This is a genomic window from Pseudomonas sp. 20P_3.2_Bac5 (assembly GCF_025466035.1).
In the GTDB taxonomy this organism is placed as follows: domain Bacteria; phylum Pseudomonadota; class Gammaproteobacteria; order Pseudomonadales; family Pseudomonadaceae; genus Aquipseudomonas.
This window is the reverse complement of record NZ_JANLOA010000070.1, coordinates 1-17,710: the sequence shown is the minus strand read 5'-3', so window position 1 is coordinate 17,710 and position 17,710 is coordinate 1. Positions and strand designations below refer to the sequence as shown.

Genomic DNA, 17,710 nt, shown 5'->3' with positions numbered 1-17,710 from the left:
GTACTGGCGCGCACTGACAAAAACAAGAGGGATCTGACTGATGCATACCCCCACCCAAGCGGCCAATGCCTGGCGCATTCTGTTCCTGTTGTTCCTGGCGAACCTGTTCAACTTTTTCGACCGCACCATTCCCGCCATCGTCATCGAGCCGATCCGCCTGGAATGGCACCTCAGCGACTTGCAGATCGGCTTGATCGGCACCGCATTCACCTTGGTGTACGCCATCGCCGGCCTACCGTTGGGACGCCTGGCCGATACCGGTTCACGCAGCAAAGTGATGGGCTGGGGCCTGGCGGTCTGGAGCGGACTGACTGCAGTGAACGGCATGGTTGGCAGTTTCTGGACGTTCCTGCTGGTGCGCATGGGCGTTGGTGTGGGCGAGGCCAGCTATGCGCCCGCAGCCAACTCGCTGATCGGTGACCTGTTTCCCGCCGAGCGCCGCTCCCGGGCCATGGGTATCTTCATGCTCGGGCTGCCGCTGGGCCTGTTGCTGGCGTTCTTCACCATCGGGGCGATGGTCCAGGCCTTTGGTAGCTGGCGCGCGCCGTTCTTCATTGCTGCGGTGCCCGGGGTGATCCTGGCGCTGTTCATGTTCATGATTCGCGAACCGGCGCGGGGCGCGGCGGAAGCCGTTGCCTCGTCCCAGACGCCGCTGGACCGCCCGCTGCGCCGGGTCTTGAGCATTCCCACCTTCGGCTGGCTGGTGTTGGCCGGGCTGAGCTACAACTTTGCCACTTACGCCTGCAACTCGTTCATGGTGCCGATGTTGCAGCGCTACTTCCTGCTGTCGTTGCAGCAGGCGGCGGTGGCGACCGGGGTGATCGTTGGTGTGACCGGACTGTTCGGCCTGACCCTCGGCGGCTGGGTTGCCGACAAGATCCACCAGCGCATGCCCGCCGGGCGCTTGTTGTTCGGCGCGTTCAGCATGCTGGTGGCCACGCTGGGAACGGGCTGGGCGCTGTATGCCGGGCGGGTGGAGATCGGCGTATTCGTCGCGATGTTCGGCGTGGGTTGGCTGTTTGCCTACAACTTCTACACCTGCGTCTACACCGCGATTCAGGACGTGGTCCAACCGCGTTTGCGGGCGACGGCCATGGCGTTGTTCTTCGCCGGGCTGTACCTGCTGGGTGGTGGCTTGGGCCCGGTGGTGGTGGGATCGCTGTCGGATCACTACGCCAAGGTGGCGATGCTGGAGGCGGGGGCGCTGGAAATGAGCGAGGCGTTCAAGGCCGTGGGTCTGCATGACGCCATGGGGCTGATTCCGGTGGCCTTGCTGTTTACGTTGGTGTTTCTGCTGTTTGCGGCGCGGAGTTTCAGTCGCGATGCGCAGAAGATGAAGGCGGGGATGTTGGAGGAAGCTGAAGGGCTTGGCGGCAAGTCCGCCGAAGCGGTGTGATATTGGGGCCGCATTGCGGCCCCAATGGTTTCAGCCGGCGACGAGAACCCGAATCGCCTCAAGCCGCAGCGCTGCCTTGTCCAGCATCGCCAGGCCATCTTCCCGCTGCTTGCGCAGCGCGTCGATTTCGCTGTCGCGCACGGTCGGGTTGACCGCTTGCAGCGCGGTCAGGCGTGCCAGCTCTTCTTCGGTTTCCGCAGCCAGGCGGCGTTGCGCTTCGGCTACGCGCTCGTTGTGGCGCGGCTGGATCTTGGTTTCGCCGGCGTTGATCCGTGGCGTCAGCACATCGCGCTGGGCCTGGATGAACTTGTTGGCGCTGGCCTTAGGCACGCTTTCGAGCTGGTCATTGAGGGTTTCGAACGACACCCGCGAAGCCAGGTCGTTGCCGTTGGCATCGAGCAGGCAGCGCAGCGCCGCCGGCGGCAGGTAACGGCCCAGTTGCAGCGCGCGCGGGGCAACCACTTCGCTGACATAGAGCAGTTCCAGCAGCACGGTGCCGGGTTTGAGCGCCTTGTTCTTGATCAGCGCGACGGCGGTGTTACCCATCGAGCCGCTCAGGACCAGGTCCATGCCGCCTTGCACCATCGGGTGTTCCCAGGTGATGAACTGCATGTCCTCGCGGGACAGCGCCTGGTCACGGTCGTAGGTAATGGTCACGCCTTCGTCGTCGCCCAGCGGGAAGCTGGCGTCGAGCATTTTTTCGCTCGGTTTGAGGATCAGGGCGTTTTCCGAATGGTCCTCGCTGTCGATGCCGAAGGCGTCGAACAGGGTTTCCATGTAGATCGGCAGGGTGAACTGGTCGTCCTGTTCAAGGATCGCCTCCACCAGGTCCTGGCCTTCGCCGGCACCGCCGGAATTCAGTTCAAGCAGGCGGTCGCGGCCGCTGTGCAGTTCCGTTTCCAGGCGTTCACGCTCGCCGCGCGCTTCGTCGATCAGGGCTTTCCACTGGTCGTCGTCGCTGTCTTCCAGCAGTGGCAGCAGGCGCGGGCCGAACTGATGCTGCAGGGCGTTGCCGGTCGGGCAGGTGGCGAGGAAGGCGTTCAGCGCCTGGTCGTACCACTGGAACAGGCGTTCCTGCGGGCTGTTCTGCAGGTGCGGAACATGCAGCTCGATGGTATGTTTCTGGCCGATCCGGTCCAGACGACCGATGCGCTGCTCCAGCAGGTCCGGGTGGGCCGGCAGGTCGAACAGCACCAGGTGATGGGAGAACTGGAAGTTGCGGCCTTCGCTGCCGATTTCCGAACAGATCAGCACCTGCGCGCCGAACTCTTCGTCGGCGAAGTAGGCCGCGGCGCGGTCGCGCTCAAGGATGCTCATGCCTTCGTGGAACACCGTGGCTGGAATGCCGGAACGCACGCGCAGGGCGTCTTCCAGGTCCATGGCGGTTTCGGCGTGGGCGCAGATGACCAGCACCTTGACCCGCTTGAGCATCTTCAGGGTGTCGATCAGCCAGTCGACCCGCGGGTCGAAACGCCACCAACGGTTTTCTTCATCGCTGTCGCCCTGGGCCTGGAAGCTGACTTCCGGGTAGAGGTCGGCGTGCTCGCCAACCGGCAGCTCCATGTACTGATCGGGGCACGGCAGCGGATAGGCGTGCAACTGGCGCTGCGGGAAACCCTGGACGGCGGCGCGGGTGTTGCGGAACAGCACGCGGCCGGTGCCATGGCGGTCGAGCAGCTCGCGGATCAGACGAGCGCTGGCCTCGGTGTCGCCATCGCTGACGGCTGCCAGCAGGGCTTCGCCTTCGGCACCTAGGAAACCCTGGATGGTGGCGTGGGCCTTGGGCGACAGGCGGCCTTCGTCGAGCAGCTCCTGTACCGCCTCGGCGACCGGGCGATAGTGCTCGCTCTCGGCGCGGAACGCGGCCAGGTCGTGGAAACGGTTCGGATCGAGCAGGCGCAGGCGCGCGAAGTGGCTGTCCTGACCGAGCTGTTCCGGGGTCGCGGTGAGCAGCAGCACGCCGGGGATGACCTCGGCCAGTTGCTCGACCAGCGCGTATTCCGGGCTGGCGTTTTCTTCGTGCCAGACCAGGTGGTGCGCTTCGTCGACCACCAGCAGGTCCCAGCCGGCGGCGAACAGTGCGTCCTGGGCTTTCTCGTCCTCGACCAGCCATTCCAGCGCGACCAGCGCCAGTTGGGCGTCTTCGAACGGGTTGCTGGCGTCGCTTTCAATGAAGCGCTCGGCATCGAACAGCGCGACTTCCAGGTTGAAGCGTCGGCGCATTTCCACCAGCCACTGGTGCTGGAGGTTTTCCGGGACGAGGATCAGCACACGGTTGGCGCGGCCGGACAGCAGTTGGCGGTGGATCACCAGGCCGGCTTCGATGGTCTTGCCCAGGCCCACTTCGTCCGCCAGCAATACCCGCGGGGCGATACGGTCGGCCACTTCACGGGCAATGTGCAACTGGTGCGCGATCGGTTGGGCGCGCACGCCACCGAGGCCCCAGAGCGACGATTGCAACTGGCGGCTGGTGTGCTCGAGGGTGTTGTAGCGCAGGGAGAACCACGGCAGCGGGTCGATCTGCCCGGCGAACAGGCGGTCGCTGGCCAGGCGGAACTGGATGAAGTTCGACAGTTGGGTTTCCGGCAGGGTGCACGCCTCGTTCTGTGCGTTGAGGCCGTGATAGACCAGCAGCCCATCGATCACTTCGACTTCGCGGACGGTCAGTTTCCAACCTTCGAAGTGAGTGATCTGGTCGCCTGGAGAGAAACGCACCCGGGTCAGGGGGGCGTTGCGCAGTGAGTACTGGCGAGTGTCGCCAGTGGCCGGGTAGAGCACGGTCAACAAGCGACCATCCTGTGCGAGGACGGTACCCAGACCCAGCTCGGCTTCGCTGTCGCTGATCCAGCGTTGCCCCGGTTGATACTGCTGCACCATACTGCCTGACTCCCGCCATGAAAAAGCTGGCTATCTTAACGGATAGCGGCGTATTGACCAAAGGTTCTGGCCCTCGAGCGGGTGACCGGGCGTCGGTATCCGCGCCGTGATGCCGCTCACAGTTGCCGGCACTCTGACCTCAAGCCGTGGTCAAACGTGCCGACACAGGGGCAACAGGAGACCCTTCACCATGCTGCCACCGATGATTCCGCTGAGTGCCGTGCCCGTCACGTCGCAACTGGACCCGGTCAAACCGACCCCGGACATCAAGCCCGTGGTGCCCACCCAGCCCAGCTCCAGCGACGGGACGATCGACCTCAAGCATCGCCATCCCGAGCAGGCCGCCGTGCTCCTGCGCGAAGAACAGCGCAGGCGCCAGGGCCAGGGTCAGCAGGCCTCCCATGAACAGGATGACGACCCTTATCACCCGCTACCCGGCGACGAACTCAACGCCGACAACACCGTGCCGGTGTCGCCGCTGATGGGCGGTGAAGGCCGCCAAGGGTTGCTGGTGGATATCGAAGTCTGACCGCCGGGCTGTTCAGCACCGGCATCAGCCTTCATCATGGGGCCTTCGCTGCCTCAGAGCCTGACCATGAGCCAAGACGACAACCTGATCGATTTCGGCGCCGAGCGCGCCCGTCGTGTTCACGACCTTAATGAAAAACGCCTGAACGAAGTGCGCAAGGCCTTCGAGCAGGCCATGCCCCTGGGCGCTGCCAAGAAAGGCAAGAAAAAGCCCAAGGGCAAACCCGCCAAGCGCTGAAAATCTTGATGCAGGTCAAGCCTGCCCCCGCCTCCGGCGCCCGCTCAGGGCGCTATTGACCTCGGTCAATTTTCCCTCCCGGCACATTCGCTACTGTTCACTCATCGGACAGGCACTGGCAAATGGAGGCCGACATGTTCTTCGATAATGTGGTTGTCGCAGGGGTAGTCACAGTCGGACTGATGTTTGTCTTCTTCGCCGGCTTCGGACTTTTCATCTGGAAGGACTCGCAGAAGCGCAAAGATCGCTGATTCCTTCCCGATACAACGAGCACGCAAGGCATTTAGGGCGACTTCGGTCGCCCCTTTTTTTGTCTGCGATTTTTGCAGGACACGGCGGGTAAGCAGACAACATCGAAAAAGACGCTGGACTCTGATAGTTAGCTAGCTAATAATTTGTTTCAGGTCGTTTCCTGTTACCTCTGTCTATCGTTAACCCCACCGTCCTCAGGTTCGCTCCGTGCCGCTCACCCTGCAGGCGCTTTTCGCGCCCAACACACTTGCCGTGCAATTCGCCATCAAGACCTTGCTGGGTGGCGGGCTGGCGCTGTGGCTGGCGTTGCGCTGGGGACTGGAGCAGCCGGCTTGGGCCTTGATGACCGCGTTCATCGTCGCTCAGCCGCTGTCCGGCATGGTCTTGCAGAAGGGTTTGGCGCGCCTGGTCGGGACGCTGGTGGGGACGGTGATGTCGGTGGTGTTCATCGCCGTGTTCGCCCAGACACCCTGGTTGTTCCTGATCTGCCTGGCGTTGTGGCTGGGCCTGTGTACCGCGTGCTCGACCCTGCTGCGCAGCGCCTGGGCCTACGCCTTCGTGCTGGCCGGCTACACCGTGGCGATCATCGCCTTGCCCGCGGTCAATCACCCGTTGCTGATCTTCGATCAGGCGGTGGCGCGTTGCACCGAAATCAGCCTCGGCATCATCTGCGCCACGTTGAGCAGCGCCTTGCTTTGGCCGATGCGGGTCGAGCAGCAATTGGCCGTGCAGGCGCGTCAGGCCTGGCAAAGCGGCTTGCACGCGGCCAGCGCGACGCTTGCCGGCGACGAGGAAGGGCGCAAGAGCCTGGTGGAAATCCTCGGGCGGATCGTCGCCGTCGATTCGCAGCGCGAACACGCCTGGTTCGAAGGCCGCCTGGGCCGTGAGCGCGCCCGGGCCATTCGCGGGTTGAGCCAGAAGCTGTTGATCCTGCTGCGCATCGCCCGGTCGGTGCGCCGGCAGTGGCGACAACTGGACGAGCGCGAGGCGGAGCACTTGCGGCCCTGGCTCGACGAGGTGCGCGCGGCCCTGGCGACACCTGACGCGGAATCACTGATGGCACTGCGGCAGCGGGTCTGGCAGGCCTCGCAGGACCTGCGTGACAGCGCCGCCGAACACTATTGCCTGGCGCGCCTGACCCTGTTGCTGGATAACGCCGCCGCCGCGACCCACGCGCTGCACGCGGTAGAAGAGGGCAAGGCGCCGGCGGACCTGCCGGACAGCCTTGCCGTGCACCGCGATTTCCCGCTGGGCCTGTTGTTCGGTTCGCGCAGCGCCCTGGCATTCCTGGCCATGGCCAGTTTCTGGCTGGCCACCGCCTGGGCCGCGGCGCCGGGCGGGCTGGTGCTGACCTGCGTGGTCTGCAGCCTGTTCGCCAGCCGCGAAAACGGCGCGCAAATCGGCATGAGTTTTCTGCGCGGCATTCTACTGGCGCTGCCGGTAGCGTTTTTCGTCGGGCAAATCCTGCTGCCGCAGTGGAGCAGCTTCGCCATGCTCTGCCTGGGGATGGGCGTTCCGCTGTTTTTCGGCGCGCTGGGCATGGCCAACCCGCGAATCGGCGCCACGGCCACCTCGTACTGCCTGCATTTCATCGTGCTGGTGTCGCCCCTGAACACCATGAGTTTCAGTGTCGAGGCCTTCCTCAACAATGCCCAGGCGATGATGATCGGCGTCGGCGCGGCGGTGCTGGCGTTCAAGCTGCTGGTGCTGCGCAATCCCGCCTGGCACGGCCGGCGGTTGCGCGCCGCGACTCAGAGCGATCTGGTGCGTCTGACCCGACGTGAATTGCGCGGCGCCGAAACCTGGTTCGGCGGACGCATGGCCGACCGCCTGTTGCAACTGGCGCGGCACTTCGCGGCGCTGCCCGAGCAGGAACGCGGGCGTTGGGATGACGGCCTGCACGGCCTGGACATGGGCGACGAGTTGTTGCACTTGCGCATGTGCCTGGCGGTAGCCCGCGCGCCGGTGGAGCCGGCCCAGCGCGAGTACCTGCAACAACTGGAAGCGGTGCTGGCGCAAGGTCCGGGCCCCGGTCGCGAGCACCGCCTGGATGGGCCGAGCGCCAATTTTATCGCCGCGCTGCAGGACCAGCCGAGCAGCGACGCTCTGCGCCTGGCAGTGGGCGCCGTTCTGCAACTGCAAAAGAGCTGGGGGCGCTGGTGCCGCCGGCTGGAGGATATTCATGGGCTTGCGTGAATGGGCGCTGGGCGGAGTCCTGCTCAGTCCGTTTCTGATCTACGTATTGCTGGCGCTGTTGCTCACCGGCGCGGTGCGCCTGCTCCTGCGCCTGACCCCGGTGGGGCGCTGGATCTGGCACGAAGCGCTGTTCGATTGCGCCTTGTTCGTTTGCATCCTGACCCTGGTAACGCTGTACCTGGGAACTGTCTGAGGAGTTTGTCCATGCGTACCACCGTGCGTATCGCCCTGACCCTGTGCCTGGTGGCTGTGGCCGTGTTCGCCGGCACCCACTTGTGGCAGTACTACATGCTCACCCCCTGGACCCGCGACGCGAAAATTCGCGCCGATGTGGTGATCGTCGCCCCGGACGTTTCCGGCTGGGTGCGCGAATTGAAAGTGAAGGACAACCAGCAGGTAAAAGCCGGCGAGTTGCTGATGTCCATCGACAGCGACCGCTTCGAGGCGGCGCTGGAAAAGGCCAACGCCGTGGCCGAAACCCGCCAGCAACAGTTGCGTCTGCGTGAGCACGAGGCTTCGCGCCGGGCCGCTTTGGGGCCGCAGGCGATCAGCGCCGAGCTGCGCGAGAACGCCCAGATCAACGCCGCCGTGGCCCGCGGCGAATTGCGTCAGGCCCAGGCCGACGCCAAAGTCGCGGCCATCAACCTGGCCCGCAGCAAGGTCCAGGCGCCCCGCGACGGACACATCACCAACCTGCGCTTGGCCGAAGGCAACTACGTCAATGCCGGGCAGCCGGTGATGGCCCTGGTGGACGACTCGACGTTCTACGTGCAGGCCTATTTCGAGGAAACCAAGTTGCCGCGGATCAAGGTCGGCGCGCCGGTGAAGATCTGGCTGATGAGCGCCGGCGAACCGATGAAAGGCCATGTGCAGAGCATCAGCCGTGGCATCACCGACCGCAACGCCACCCCGGACAGCCAGTTGCTGGCCGAGGTCGAGCCGACCTTCAACTGGGTGCGCCTGGCTCAGCGCATTCCGGTGCGGATCAGCCTCGATGAGGTGCCGGAAGGGTTTGCCCTGAGCGCCGGGATGACCGCCAGCGTCCAGGTCGAGGAGCACTGATCAGGGCTGCTGGCGGGTCGCGGCCAGGACGATCTCGCGGATACATACGTGCTGCGGCTGTTGGTAGGCCCAGAGGATGGAACCGGCAACGTCCTCGGCGCTGAGCACCAAGCCGCCCATATCCTGCTGTTTCCAGTCTTCGTAGCCGCGCTTGATCGCCTCGTCGGTGGTGTGGCCGAGCAGCTCGGTTTCCACCGCGCCGGGGGCGATGGTCACCACCCGCACATTGTGCGGCGACAGCTCTTCGCGCAGGTTTTCGGAAATCCCGTGCACGGCGAACTTGGTGCCGACGTAGGCGACGTGGTTGGGGAAGGTCTTGCGCCCGGCCACCGAGCTGACGTTGATCAGCGTACCGTGGCGGCGTTCGACCATTCCGGCGGCGAGCAGGTGAATGCCGTTGAGCAGGCCTTTGACGTTGACGTCGAGCATGCGCTCCCACTGCGCCGGGTCCTGTTCGTGCATCTGCCCGAGCAGCATGACGCCGGCATTGTTGACCAGCGCATCGGCCGGGCCGTAGGTCGCCTCGGCTTCGGCCACCGCGGCGGCGAAAGCCTCGCGATCGCGGATATCGACAGCACGGCAAAGCGTGTCAGGCAACTCCAGTGCCTGCATCCGTTCCAGGCGGCGGGCCAGCAACAACAACGGGTGGCCGGCCTGGGAAAACAACCGCGCGCAGGCTTCGCCGATACCGGAACTGGCACCGGTGATGATAATCAGGGGCTTGAGCATGATGACCTCCAAGGCATAATCAATTTGAATGGCTGAATTCTATTGAGCCCGGAAAGTCTTGAGAAACGGCTTATTCCGCTGGCTAGCATCGGAAATGACTATGGATATTCGACACCTGAAGGCGTTCATTGCGGTCTTCGAAGAACGCAACATCACCGCGGCCGCGCAGCGCCTGTGCGTGGCCCAGCCGTCGCTGTCGGTGACCATCCGGCAATTGGAGGAGGAACTGGGCGTCGAGTTGTTCCTGCGTCAGGCCCGCGGCGTCGACGTCAGCGAACAGGCGCGGGTGCTGTATCCGAGGCGCAGCGGATGGTGGCCGAGGCCGAGGCGCTGAGCGTGAGTTTTCGCGAGGGCCGCCAGCAATTGGTGCTGCAACTGGGGATCGAGGCGGATATGGCCGGCAGCCAGGTGGAGTCATTCCTGCGCATGGCCAGTACGGCGCTGCCGTCGTTGCAACTGACGCTGCTGGACGGGTGCGCCGGCGATGCGCGGCTCGGCGTCGAATCACTGTGCTGCGAGGATGAACTGTTCCTGCCGCTGTGGGATGAGCCGTTCGTGCTGGCGCTGCCGAGCAGCGGCGCGCCGCTGCGCTGGATCACCTGTCCGCAGCAGCCGTCGCATCAACGCCTGCTCGGTTTCTACGGCGATGCCGCGCAGGACTGCGCCGGCACCGCCGCCAGCCTGCAGCAGGCGGTGCATATGGTGGCGGCGGGACTGGGGCAGGCGCTGCTGCCGCAATCCTTGGTGGAGCATCATCCCGGCGTGCAGTGGCGACCGTGCCAGGGCGCGGCGTTGAGCCGCCGGGTCGGCCTGTGTTTCTCCGCCCAGGCCCTGCAACTGCCCGCGTTGGCGCAGTTGCGGGTGGCGTTGGGCGCCGCGGCGGATTAAAGGAACATCCCGCCCGAGACTTCCAGGCGCTGGCCGGTGACCCAGCCGGCGCCGTCGCTGGCCAACAGCGCAATGGCGGCGCCGATATCGTCCGGCAGGCCGACCCGGCCCAGCGCGGTGTTGCTGGCGACAAAGGCGTTCACGTCCGAGTTGTCGCGCACCACGCCGCCGCCGAAGTCGGTCTCGATGGCCCCCGGCGCGAGGATGTTCACGCGGATGCCGCGCTGGCCAAGCTCCTTGGCCTGATAGCGGGTCAGCACTTCCATGGCGCCTTTCATCGCGGCGTAGGCGGCATAGCCGGGCAGGGCAAAGCGCGTCAGGCCGGTGGAAACGTTGATGATCCGGCCTTGATCGGCGATCAGCGGCAGTAGGCGCTGGGTCAGGAAGAACGGGCCCTTGAGCTGGATGTTGAGCAACTGGTCGAACTGCGCCTCGCTGGTTTCGGCGAAGGGCGCGTTGATGCCGATGCCGGCGTTGTTCACCAGCACATCGACGTGCTCGCGGCCAAAGTCGCGTTTCAGTGTCTCGCCCAAGGTGCTGGCGAAGGCCTTGAAGCTGGCGCTGTTGCCCACGTCCAGTTGCAGCATGGCGGCGCGGGCGCCGCTTTGTTCAAGCGTGGTTACCAGGGTTTGCGCTTCGCCGGCCTTGCTGTGGTAGGTGCCGATGATGTCGAAACCTTGCGCCGCGAGGTGCAGGGCGGCGTTCTTGCCGAGGCCACGGCTGGCGCCGGTGATGAGCGCGATTTTGCGGGACATGTTCTCTACCTCAGAAGGGGATGGTCGGGATGGGCAAAGTCTATTGGTCGCGTATTGGCTGATAAATCCGCTGGGTTCGGAAATACTGTTCGGGTCATTCGAACAATCAGGCGCTGCCCCATGCTCAAGCCGGAACTGCTGCGGACCTTCATCCGGGTCAATGAATTGGCCAGCTTCACCCTGGCCGCCGAGCAACTTGGCCTGCCGCGCTCGACCGTATCCGAGCAGATCCGGGCGCTGGAAAACCAGCTCGGTGCGCGCGTGTTCAATCGTTCTACGCGCCGTGTGCAGGCGACGCAGGACGGCCTGCTGCTCTACGAGCGTAGTAAAGAGCTGCTGTCGCGGATGGAGGAAATCGAGGGCCTGTTCCGCGCCGACCCCGCCGAGCTGAGTGGCTGCCTGCGGGTCGATCTGCCGACCCGGATGGCCCGGCGCATCATCCTGCCGCGACTGCCGCAATTCATGGCCGCGCATCCGGGATTGACGGTGGAGCTGAGTTGCACCGACCGCCAGGTCGACCTGCTGCGCGAAGGCTTCGACTGCGTGATGCGCATCGGTGCCTTGAGCGACCTGACGGTGGTGGCGCGGCCATTGGGCCAGTTGACCATGGTCAATTGCGCCAGCCCGGCCTATCTCGCGCACTTCGGCACGCCCACGTCGCTGGCGGAGCTGGAGACGCACCATCTGGTGCACTACGTGCAGGCCCTCGGTTCGCGTAGCCCGGGCTTCGAGTATCAGGAGCAGGGTGCTACCCGCTTCGTGAACATGGGCGGGCCGATCACCGCCAACAACACCGATGCTTATGAAAGCGCCGGCCTCGCCGGGCTGGGCATTATCCAGGCGCCTTGGGTAGGGCTGCGCGACTACCTGGAGCGCGGGCAACTGGTGGCGCTGTTGCCCGACCATGTTCCGGCGGCCATGCCGGTTTCCCTGCTCTATGCCCGCCAGCGCTACCTGCCGCCGCGGGTACGGGTGTTCATGGATTGGCTGGCCGGGGTGCTGGCGTCTCAGCTCGATCCACCGGCAAGTACAGACTGAACAACGTTCCGGCCTCGGCGGATGAGCGCACTTCCATGTGCCCGCCATGGGCCAGGGCGATCTGCTTGGCGATATACAAGCCAAGCCCGAGGCCGACTTGCGGCGATTCCGAAGGTAGTTGGGAAAACGGTTCGAAGAGTTGCGTCACCACCTCCGGCGCGATCGGCGGACCGAAGTTGTGCACGCCGAGGATGAACAGGTTGTCTTCCATCTTCGCCGAGACAGTAATCGGGCTGCTCTCGTCGCCATACTGCACGGCGTTGGCGATCAGGTTGGAGAGCAGTTGGCAGATGCGTTCGCGGTCGCAATGGATGCTCGATAGATCGGCGATATTCAGTTGCATCTGGCGTTGCGGATGCACCCGGTGCAGCTCCGAGGCGACATGTTGCAGCGCCTCGCCCAGGTCCGGGCAAGGCAGGATGCTCAGCGGAATGCCATCGCCCAGCCGCCCACGGGCAAAGTCGAGAACATCGCGCACCAGTTGGGTGGCCCGGCGACCGGACGTGAGGATGTGTGCGGCAATGTTGCGCGAGCGTTCGTCGCTCAGGCGCTTGACCAGCAATTCGGCGCCGGCGGTGATAGCGAACAGCGGGTTGCGCAGGTCATGGCCGAGTACCGCGATGAACTTCTCACGAAGCACCGCGATTTCTCGTTCCTTCTCCAGGGCGATTTCCGTGCGCTGGGCGCTTTCCTCGCTTTCGATCTGGATCGTCAGCAGCCGGGCGAAGGCTTCCATCATCGGCTGGATGGCGCTGCCTTTCAGCGATTGCGGCTGTGGATCGAAGGCGCAGATGGTGCCGAAAAAACTACCGTCGCTGCGAAACACCGGCACGGCGATATAGCTTTCAAAGCCATAGGTGCGCGGGGCGGGGTGGTCGAGGTAAGTGGCATCCTCGCTGGCCTTGTCGATGACGATGGTCCGATGGGTGCGGCGGATTTCACCGCACAGGGTGCTGCGGGCATCCAGTTCGTCGCCGATCTTTATGCCGAACCCCAGGGTGTCGAGAACGGCGAGGGCGGTCCAGCGGGTTTCCGTCACCCGGGCCACGGCGGCAAAGCGCAGGCCAGTGGTTTCGCTGATGACCTGGAGAATGGCGGGCACTACTTGAATACGGCTGATGGTAGCGCTGTCTGGAAATATTGAAGTCTTCATGGAACATCGGCTGCAGAAAATCGAGTGTCGGCTGCAAGTGTAGCGAGCATCCGTGATGAGATAGAAAATTCGGAGCAAGCGGTAGGCAAATTCCATTACTCTTGTGCGACCCGAGCATTCCCGTCAGAGGAATGCCCATCTACTTGCGTGCCAACTCTTTTTGACCTGCATCCTTTTGGGTGTTTTCAGCGAGGTTTGACATGCACATCACGTCCCAGGACATCTGCTCCGCCGCCGACCAGCTCAAGGGCTTCGTCGGTTTCCACCGCAAACTCGGCAAGCACATCGTGCGTTTCAGCGAAGACTCGTTCGGTATGGATGTGGCCGATGACAGCATCACCCCCAGCAGCGAATTCGTCTGGCAGGGCAGCGATGGCGAGGCCATGACCCTCAGTCGTGAACTGATCGATGTGCTGCTGGCACAGAACGTCGATGATCGGCTCAACGTCAGCGAGCCACTGCGGGTTTACCAGCGGCGCCGTGACCTGCCGGAAATCATGGCGCAGCGGCGTCGAGTAGGCTGAGCGCGCCGGGCGGGCGGTGCCGGTCTAACCGGCTTGCCCGCGTTCGCTTCCTTCTTCGCGATGGCGTTCGAGCAGTTGTTCGAATGCCGCGCGCTCCAGCGGGTGGCTTAAATAGAAGCCCTGGACCTCATGGCAGTTTTCCATGCTCAGCGCCTTGAGTTGCTGCTCGGTTTCCACGCCTTCGGCGGTGACGGTCAGGCCCAGGGCCTTGCCGAGGTTGATGATCGCCTGGACCACCGCGCGGTCATTGCTGTCGCTGCTGAGCCCGGCGACGAAGCGCTTGTCGATCTTGATGCTGTCGAAGGGGTACGTGCGCAGGTAGCCCAGCGATGAGTAGCCGGTTCCGAAGTCGTCCATGTTCAGGCGCACGCCGAGTTCCTTCAGCGCATTCATGGTGCCGAGCGCACCTTCTATATCGTTGAGCATGACGTTCTCGGTGATCTCCAGTTCCAGGCGCTGGGCCGGGAAGCCGGTTTCCATGAGGATCTGCCGGACATCGGCAACCACATCGCTGCGGGAGAACTGCGCCGGCGACAGGTTTACCGACACCAGTAACGCCCCCGGCCAGCCGCGGGCGATCTCGCACGCGCTGCGCAACACCCACAGGCCCAGCGGGACGATCAGGTCGGTCTGTTCCGCGAGCGGGATGAACGTGTCCGGGCCGAGCAGCCCTTCGACCGGATGCTGCCAGCGCACCAGGGTTTCGACCGAGACGATTTCCAGGGTCTGCAGGCGATAGCGCGGCTGGAAGTGCAGGACGAATTCGTGGTTCTTCACGGCGCGGCGCAAATCGTTCTCCAGTTGCCGGCGGTACTGGATCTGCTGGTTCATCTCCGCCGAGAAGTAACGCCAGGTGTTCTTGCCCTGGGCCTTGGCCTGGTACAGCGCGATGTCGGCGCAGCGGATCAGTTCGCCGGCATCGGTGCCTTGCAGGCGGGTTTGGGCGATGCCGAGGCTGGCGCCGATATGGAGGCTGTGGTCTTCATAAAGGATGGGCTGGTGCAGGTTTTCGATCAGGCGGGCGCAGAAACGGTCGATCTCGTTGCGGTTGTCCAGCTTGGCGATCACCAGCACGAACTCGTCGCCACCGAGCCGGGCCACCAGGTCGCCGTCCCGGGTCGAGTCGCGCAGCCGCGCCGCCACCTCCAGTAACACCGCGTCGCCGGCAGCATGGCCGAGGGAATCGTTGATCGGCTTGAAGCTGTCCAGGTCCAGCAGGATCAGGGTCAACGGCGGTGCATCCGGGCCCTTGAGCAGCGCTTGCTCAAGAAAACGCGAGAGCTTGTTGCGATTGGCCAGGCCGGTCAGGGCGTCGTGCATCGACAGGTGCTGGATGCGCGCATGGGCCGCCACTTCGTCGGTGATGTCGCTGGCGGTGCCGCGAAAGCCGGCGGGCTGGCCCTTCAGGTAGATCGGCCGCGCCGAAACCCGGCAGAAACGCAGCAGGTTGTGCTGGTCGCGATAGGCGCAGCGCAGGTGCGATGCCTGCTGGCCGGGAGGTTCATCAAGGTTGTCGAGCCAGGCGCCCAGCGGTGTGGTTTCGCAGGTGAGCAGCAGGTGCAGCGGCTGGCCCAGCCAGTCTTCGGTGCGGTAGCCGGTGACATCGACGAAACGTTGCGACAGGTAGGTCAGCCGGTGATGGTGGTCGATTTCCCAGATCCAGTCCGACGCGGCCTCGGCCACGGCGCGGAAGCGCTGTTCGCTGGACTCCAGGGCTTGATTGCTGGCTTGCAGGGCATTCAGGTTGCTGTCGATTTCTCGTGAAGCGCGCAGTGCGTAACGAAAGAAGTAGGCCATCAAAAGGCTCAGCATGATGATCGCACCCAGCAGTGGCGGTAGTACCGCCCAGAGCAAGTGGTCGCCGGGACGCGGCGGGCTCCATTGCAGGCTGTAGCCGATATTGTCCAGTGGCAGGTGCGCGAGGCCGGTAGATTCGTCGCTCGCCTTGACGATGTGCATGGTATCCAGGCCGACATCGCTGGCGAGCTTGTCGAGCTTGGGTTGGGTCAACTGGTCGACGAAGAGCAGAACCGGGGCGGTTTGCGGGTCGATGCTCAGCACCTCGTCGTCCGGGCGAATCGCCGCGGCGCTGAGCACCGCCGGCCAGCCGTTGAACAAGACGTAGCGGCTCAACTGGCGACGGCTCGCGGCAAGGCCCCGGGCTTCGGTGATAACGGCTTCCAGCGGGGTATCGAGATAAGCGCTGATCGGGGAGTTGCTGAGCTGGCCCTTGAACAACGCGTACTTGGTGCGCTGCTCATCAATGACGAACACACCTTCATAACCGCTGGCGGTGTAGAGGGATTCGCCGATGTTCTTCTCTATATAAGCCCAGCGTGTGTCCGGGTCGCTTTTGAAGTGCTGGTAGGCGGCATCCCACACGGCGTAGCTGGAGAGAAACTGGCGAGAGGCGTCGAGTCGCTGGTGCAGGGCCCGGTCGGTGTGAAAGATGCTTCGCCGGCTTTCGCTCTGGTTCAACTGATGGGCGATGTTGAACAGGGCGCCCAGAGCAATCAGGCAGGCCAGCGAAAACAGCAGGACGGCGCCGGTGATCAGTTTTCGCGTTTGCAACCTGGGCTGGGCCCAGCGTTGACGAGCGGTGGTGTTCCTTTCCATGGCGGTGCCAAATCCTGTGGGCGCGCTCCGCACGGGCTCGTGCGGCGCGGGCTGACTTCACTCAGGATAGGCGACTCTGGACGGCACGTTTTCCCCACCGACAAAATTGACCCGGTCGCGGCCACTGTTCTTGGCGGTGTAGAGCGCCTTGTCGGCCTCGTTGAGCCAGGCCACGGGGTCGTCGAAGTCGGTGCGGCAGATGGCCAGACCGATACTCAGGCTGATGCGCAGTTCCGGGAGGGCGGGGTCGCGGTAGCTGGCAACCCGTTCGCGCAGCCGCTCCATGATTCTTGCGGCCTGCTCCAGACTGGCGTCGGGCAGGATCACGCAGAACTCGTCGCCGCCGTAGCGTCCGGCCAGGTCATCCTCTCGCAGGCCGATTTTCAGTTCGGCGCTCAGATGGCGTAGCACTGCGTCGCCGACCACATGGCCGTAGGTGTCATTGATGGTCTTGAAGTGGTCGATGTCGATGATCGCGATCACGGCGCTGCTGAGTTGTTGCTGGCAGGTCTGAAACTTGAGTTGCAGCAGGTCCTTCCATGAGCCGTGATTGAGCAGGCCGGTGAGGCTGTCGGTACGGCTCAGGGCGCTCAGGCTGCGTTTGTGCTCGGAGAGCTGGATCGCCAGGCGATAGCAGACCCAGCCGAGCGCCAGCGGATAAAGCGTGAGCATCGGCAGGCAGGCATAGACCTGCAGGTTGCTGCTGACCAGTTGCAGGCCCGGGCCGAATATGGCCATGGAGAGCAGCATGCCGGCGATCTGCGCGAGCAGCCCGCGGACGAACAGGCGCTGGCCGCCGGCGGCCACGTTGTTCATGGTCATCATGGACAGGATGGTGATGCTCGGCAGCGGATTGAAATGCATGCTCGCGGTCCAGAAGCCGCCCGTCATGGAGTCGATCAGCAGGTTGCGTTGTTCCGCCTGGTAGGGCGTGGGCGAGCGAAGGCCTATCTGATAGGCCAGGTGCGGCCAGAGCAGTCCATTGAAGAACATGACTGCCCATACCCATGGTGGTGGGTCCAGAGGCAGCATGCCGGCGTACACACCGAGCAGGCCGATACCCATGCCGATGGTGCGCGGTGCATAGATCCTCCTGACAAATGAAAGTCCCTTGCCTCGTTTATTGTCCGTCATGGTGTTCGTTTTTTCCGGGGGCGCCGTTTATCGCATAATTCGCCTGAATATTGTTGAACATTCACGCACCGCTCAAGAATGGCCTTGCGAGCCATTTAAAGGTTGCTGGCGGCAACCTGTTAATCCATACGAAAAATATGGGGTTGTTCTCCCTCTATATAAGGAAGGGTTTTCTAGCCGGAAAAGCACTTGTTGAACGGGGACGTAAATTTCTGAAAATTCTCGAAATATTCTCTTGACGGGGTTTTGTAGTTCTGTAGAATGCGCCCCCACGAAGCGAGCAAACGCCGCAGAGTGAAGCGAGTCAAGTGGTTGAAGTTGAAC

General features: G+C 63.8%; 16 protein-coding genes and 1 pseudogene. 10 read left to right on the top strand and 7 right to left on the bottom strand.

Translation table 11 applies throughout. The annotated features are described in order from the left end of the window. The first annotated feature begins 40 nt into the window (after positions 1-40). Entirely contained in the window at positions 41-1,396 is a 1,356-nt protein-coding gene (locus NTD88_RS13130; protein WP_262154343.1) for a spinster family MFS transporter, read from the top strand. A 30-nt stretch (positions 1,397-1,426) separates the two neighbouring features. On the opposite strand, the gene rapA is transcribed toward NTD88_RS13130, so the two are convergent. Beyond that, a complete protein-coding gene (gene rapA, locus NTD88_RS13125) occupies positions 1,427-4,273 on the bottom strand; it encodes an RNA polymerase-associated protein RapA (protein ID WP_262154342.1) in 2,847 nt (948 codons plus the stop codon). 190 nt (positions 4,274-4,463) lie between these two features. Here rapA and NTD88_RS13120 point away from each other — a divergent pair, with 190 nt between their 5' ends. From NTD88_RS13120 to NTD88_RS13100, 6 genes are all read left to right on the top strand, one after another. Then, positions 4,464-4,802, top strand: coding sequence for an aspartate-semialdehyde dehydrogenase (locus NTD88_RS13120; RefSeq protein ID WP_262154341.1), 339 nt, complete (start codon positions 4,464-4,466; stop codon positions 4,800-4,802). A gap of 66 nt (positions 4,803-4,868) precedes the next feature. Continuing rightward, entirely contained in the window at positions 4,869-5,039 is a 171-nt protein-coding gene (locus NTD88_RS13115) for a hypothetical protein (RefSeq protein ID WP_262154340.1), read from the top strand. 134 nt (positions 5,040-5,173) lie between these two features. Continuing rightward, positions 5,174-5,290, top strand: a complete 117-nt coding sequence (ccoM, locus tag NTD88_RS29000; RefSeq protein ID WP_042122864.1) for a cytochrome c oxidase subunit CcoM — start codon at positions 5,174-5,176, stop codon at positions 5,288-5,290. Between the two features lie 208 nt (positions 5,291-5,498). Next, positions 5,499-7,487: an FUSC family protein gene (locus NTD88_RS13110; protein ID WP_262154339.1), complete on the top strand. Its 1,989-nt coding sequence runs from the start codon at positions 5,499-5,501 to the stop codon at positions 7,485-7,487. Continuing rightward, positions 7,474-7,680, top strand: a complete 207-nt coding sequence (locus NTD88_RS13105; protein WP_262154338.1) for a DUF1656 domain-containing protein — start codon at positions 7,474-7,476, stop codon at positions 7,678-7,680. The genes NTD88_RS13110 and NTD88_RS13105 overlap by 14 nt, the downstream gene beginning before the upstream one ends. Positions 7,681-7,691: 11 nt before the next feature. Further along, positions 7,692-8,549 (top strand): HlyD family secretion protein, encoded by an 858-nt coding sequence (locus NTD88_RS13100; RefSeq protein ID WP_262154337.1) that lies wholly within the window; start codon positions 7,692-7,694, stop codon positions 8,547-8,549. Here NTD88_RS13100 and NTD88_RS13095 read toward each other — a convergent pair whose 3' ends face one another. After that, on the bottom strand, positions 8,550-9,278 hold the full coding sequence (locus NTD88_RS13095; protein WP_262154336.1) for an SDR family oxidoreductase: 729 nt from the start codon (positions 9,276-9,278) through the stop codon (positions 8,550-8,552). A 100-nt stretch (positions 9,279-9,378) separates the two neighbouring features. Between NTD88_RS13095 and NTD88_RS13090 the strand changes: the two are divergent. Next, a pseudogene (locus NTD88_RS13090) lies at positions 9,379-10,166 on the top strand (LysR family transcriptional regulator). On the opposite strand, the gene NTD88_RS13085 reads toward NTD88_RS13090, so the two are convergent. Continuing rightward, on the bottom strand, positions 10,163-10,921 hold the full coding sequence (locus NTD88_RS13085; protein ID WP_262154335.1) for an SDR family NAD(P)-dependent oxidoreductase: 759 nt from the start codon (positions 10,919-10,921) through the stop codon (positions 10,163-10,165). The pseudogene NTD88_RS13090 and the gene NTD88_RS13085 sit on opposite strands and share 4 nt — an antisense overlap. A 120-nt stretch (positions 10,922-11,041) precedes the next feature. Here NTD88_RS13085 and NTD88_RS13080 point away from each other — a divergent pair, with 120 nt between their 5' ends. Beyond that, complete coding sequence (locus NTD88_RS13080; protein ID WP_262154334.1) at positions 11,042-11,959, top strand: LysR family transcriptional regulator; 918 nt, start codon at positions 11,042-11,044, stop codon at positions 11,957-11,959. Here the strand turns inward: NTD88_RS13080 and NTD88_RS13075 are convergent. Next, positions 11,898-13,112: a GAF domain-containing sensor histidine kinase gene (locus tag NTD88_RS13075; RefSeq protein WP_262154333.1), complete on the bottom strand. Its 1,215-nt coding sequence runs from the start codon at positions 13,110-13,112 to the stop codon at positions 11,898-11,900. The genes NTD88_RS13080 and NTD88_RS13075 overlap by 62 nt on opposite strands. A gap of 200 nt (positions 13,113-13,312) precedes the next feature. Between NTD88_RS13075 and NTD88_RS13070 the strand changes: the two genes are divergently transcribed. Then, positions 13,313-13,636, top strand: coding sequence for a DUF2025 family protein (locus NTD88_RS13070; RefSeq protein ID WP_262128449.1), 324 nt, complete (start codon positions 13,313-13,315; stop codon positions 13,634-13,636). A gap of 24 nt (positions 13,637-13,660) precedes the next feature. Here NTD88_RS13070 and NTD88_RS13065 read toward each other — a convergent pair whose 3' ends face one another. The 3 genes from NTD88_RS13065 to NTD88_RS13055 form a co-directional block, all read right to left on the bottom strand. Then, positions 13,661-16,252, bottom strand: coding sequence for an EAL domain-containing protein (locus tag NTD88_RS13065; protein ID WP_262154332.1), 2,592 nt, complete (start codon positions 16,250-16,252; stop codon positions 13,661-13,663). 57 nt (positions 16,253-16,309) lie between these two features. Then, positions 16,310-17,386: a diguanylate cyclase gene (locus NTD88_RS13060; RefSeq protein ID WP_262128451.1), complete on the bottom strand. Its 1,077-nt coding sequence runs from the start codon at positions 17,384-17,386 to the stop codon at positions 16,310-16,312. 72 nt (positions 17,387-17,458) lie between these two features. Further along, positions 17,459-17,710: hypothetical protein (locus NTD88_RS13055; protein WP_262154331.1), on the bottom strand; the 252-nt coding region annotated here is incomplete at its 5' end.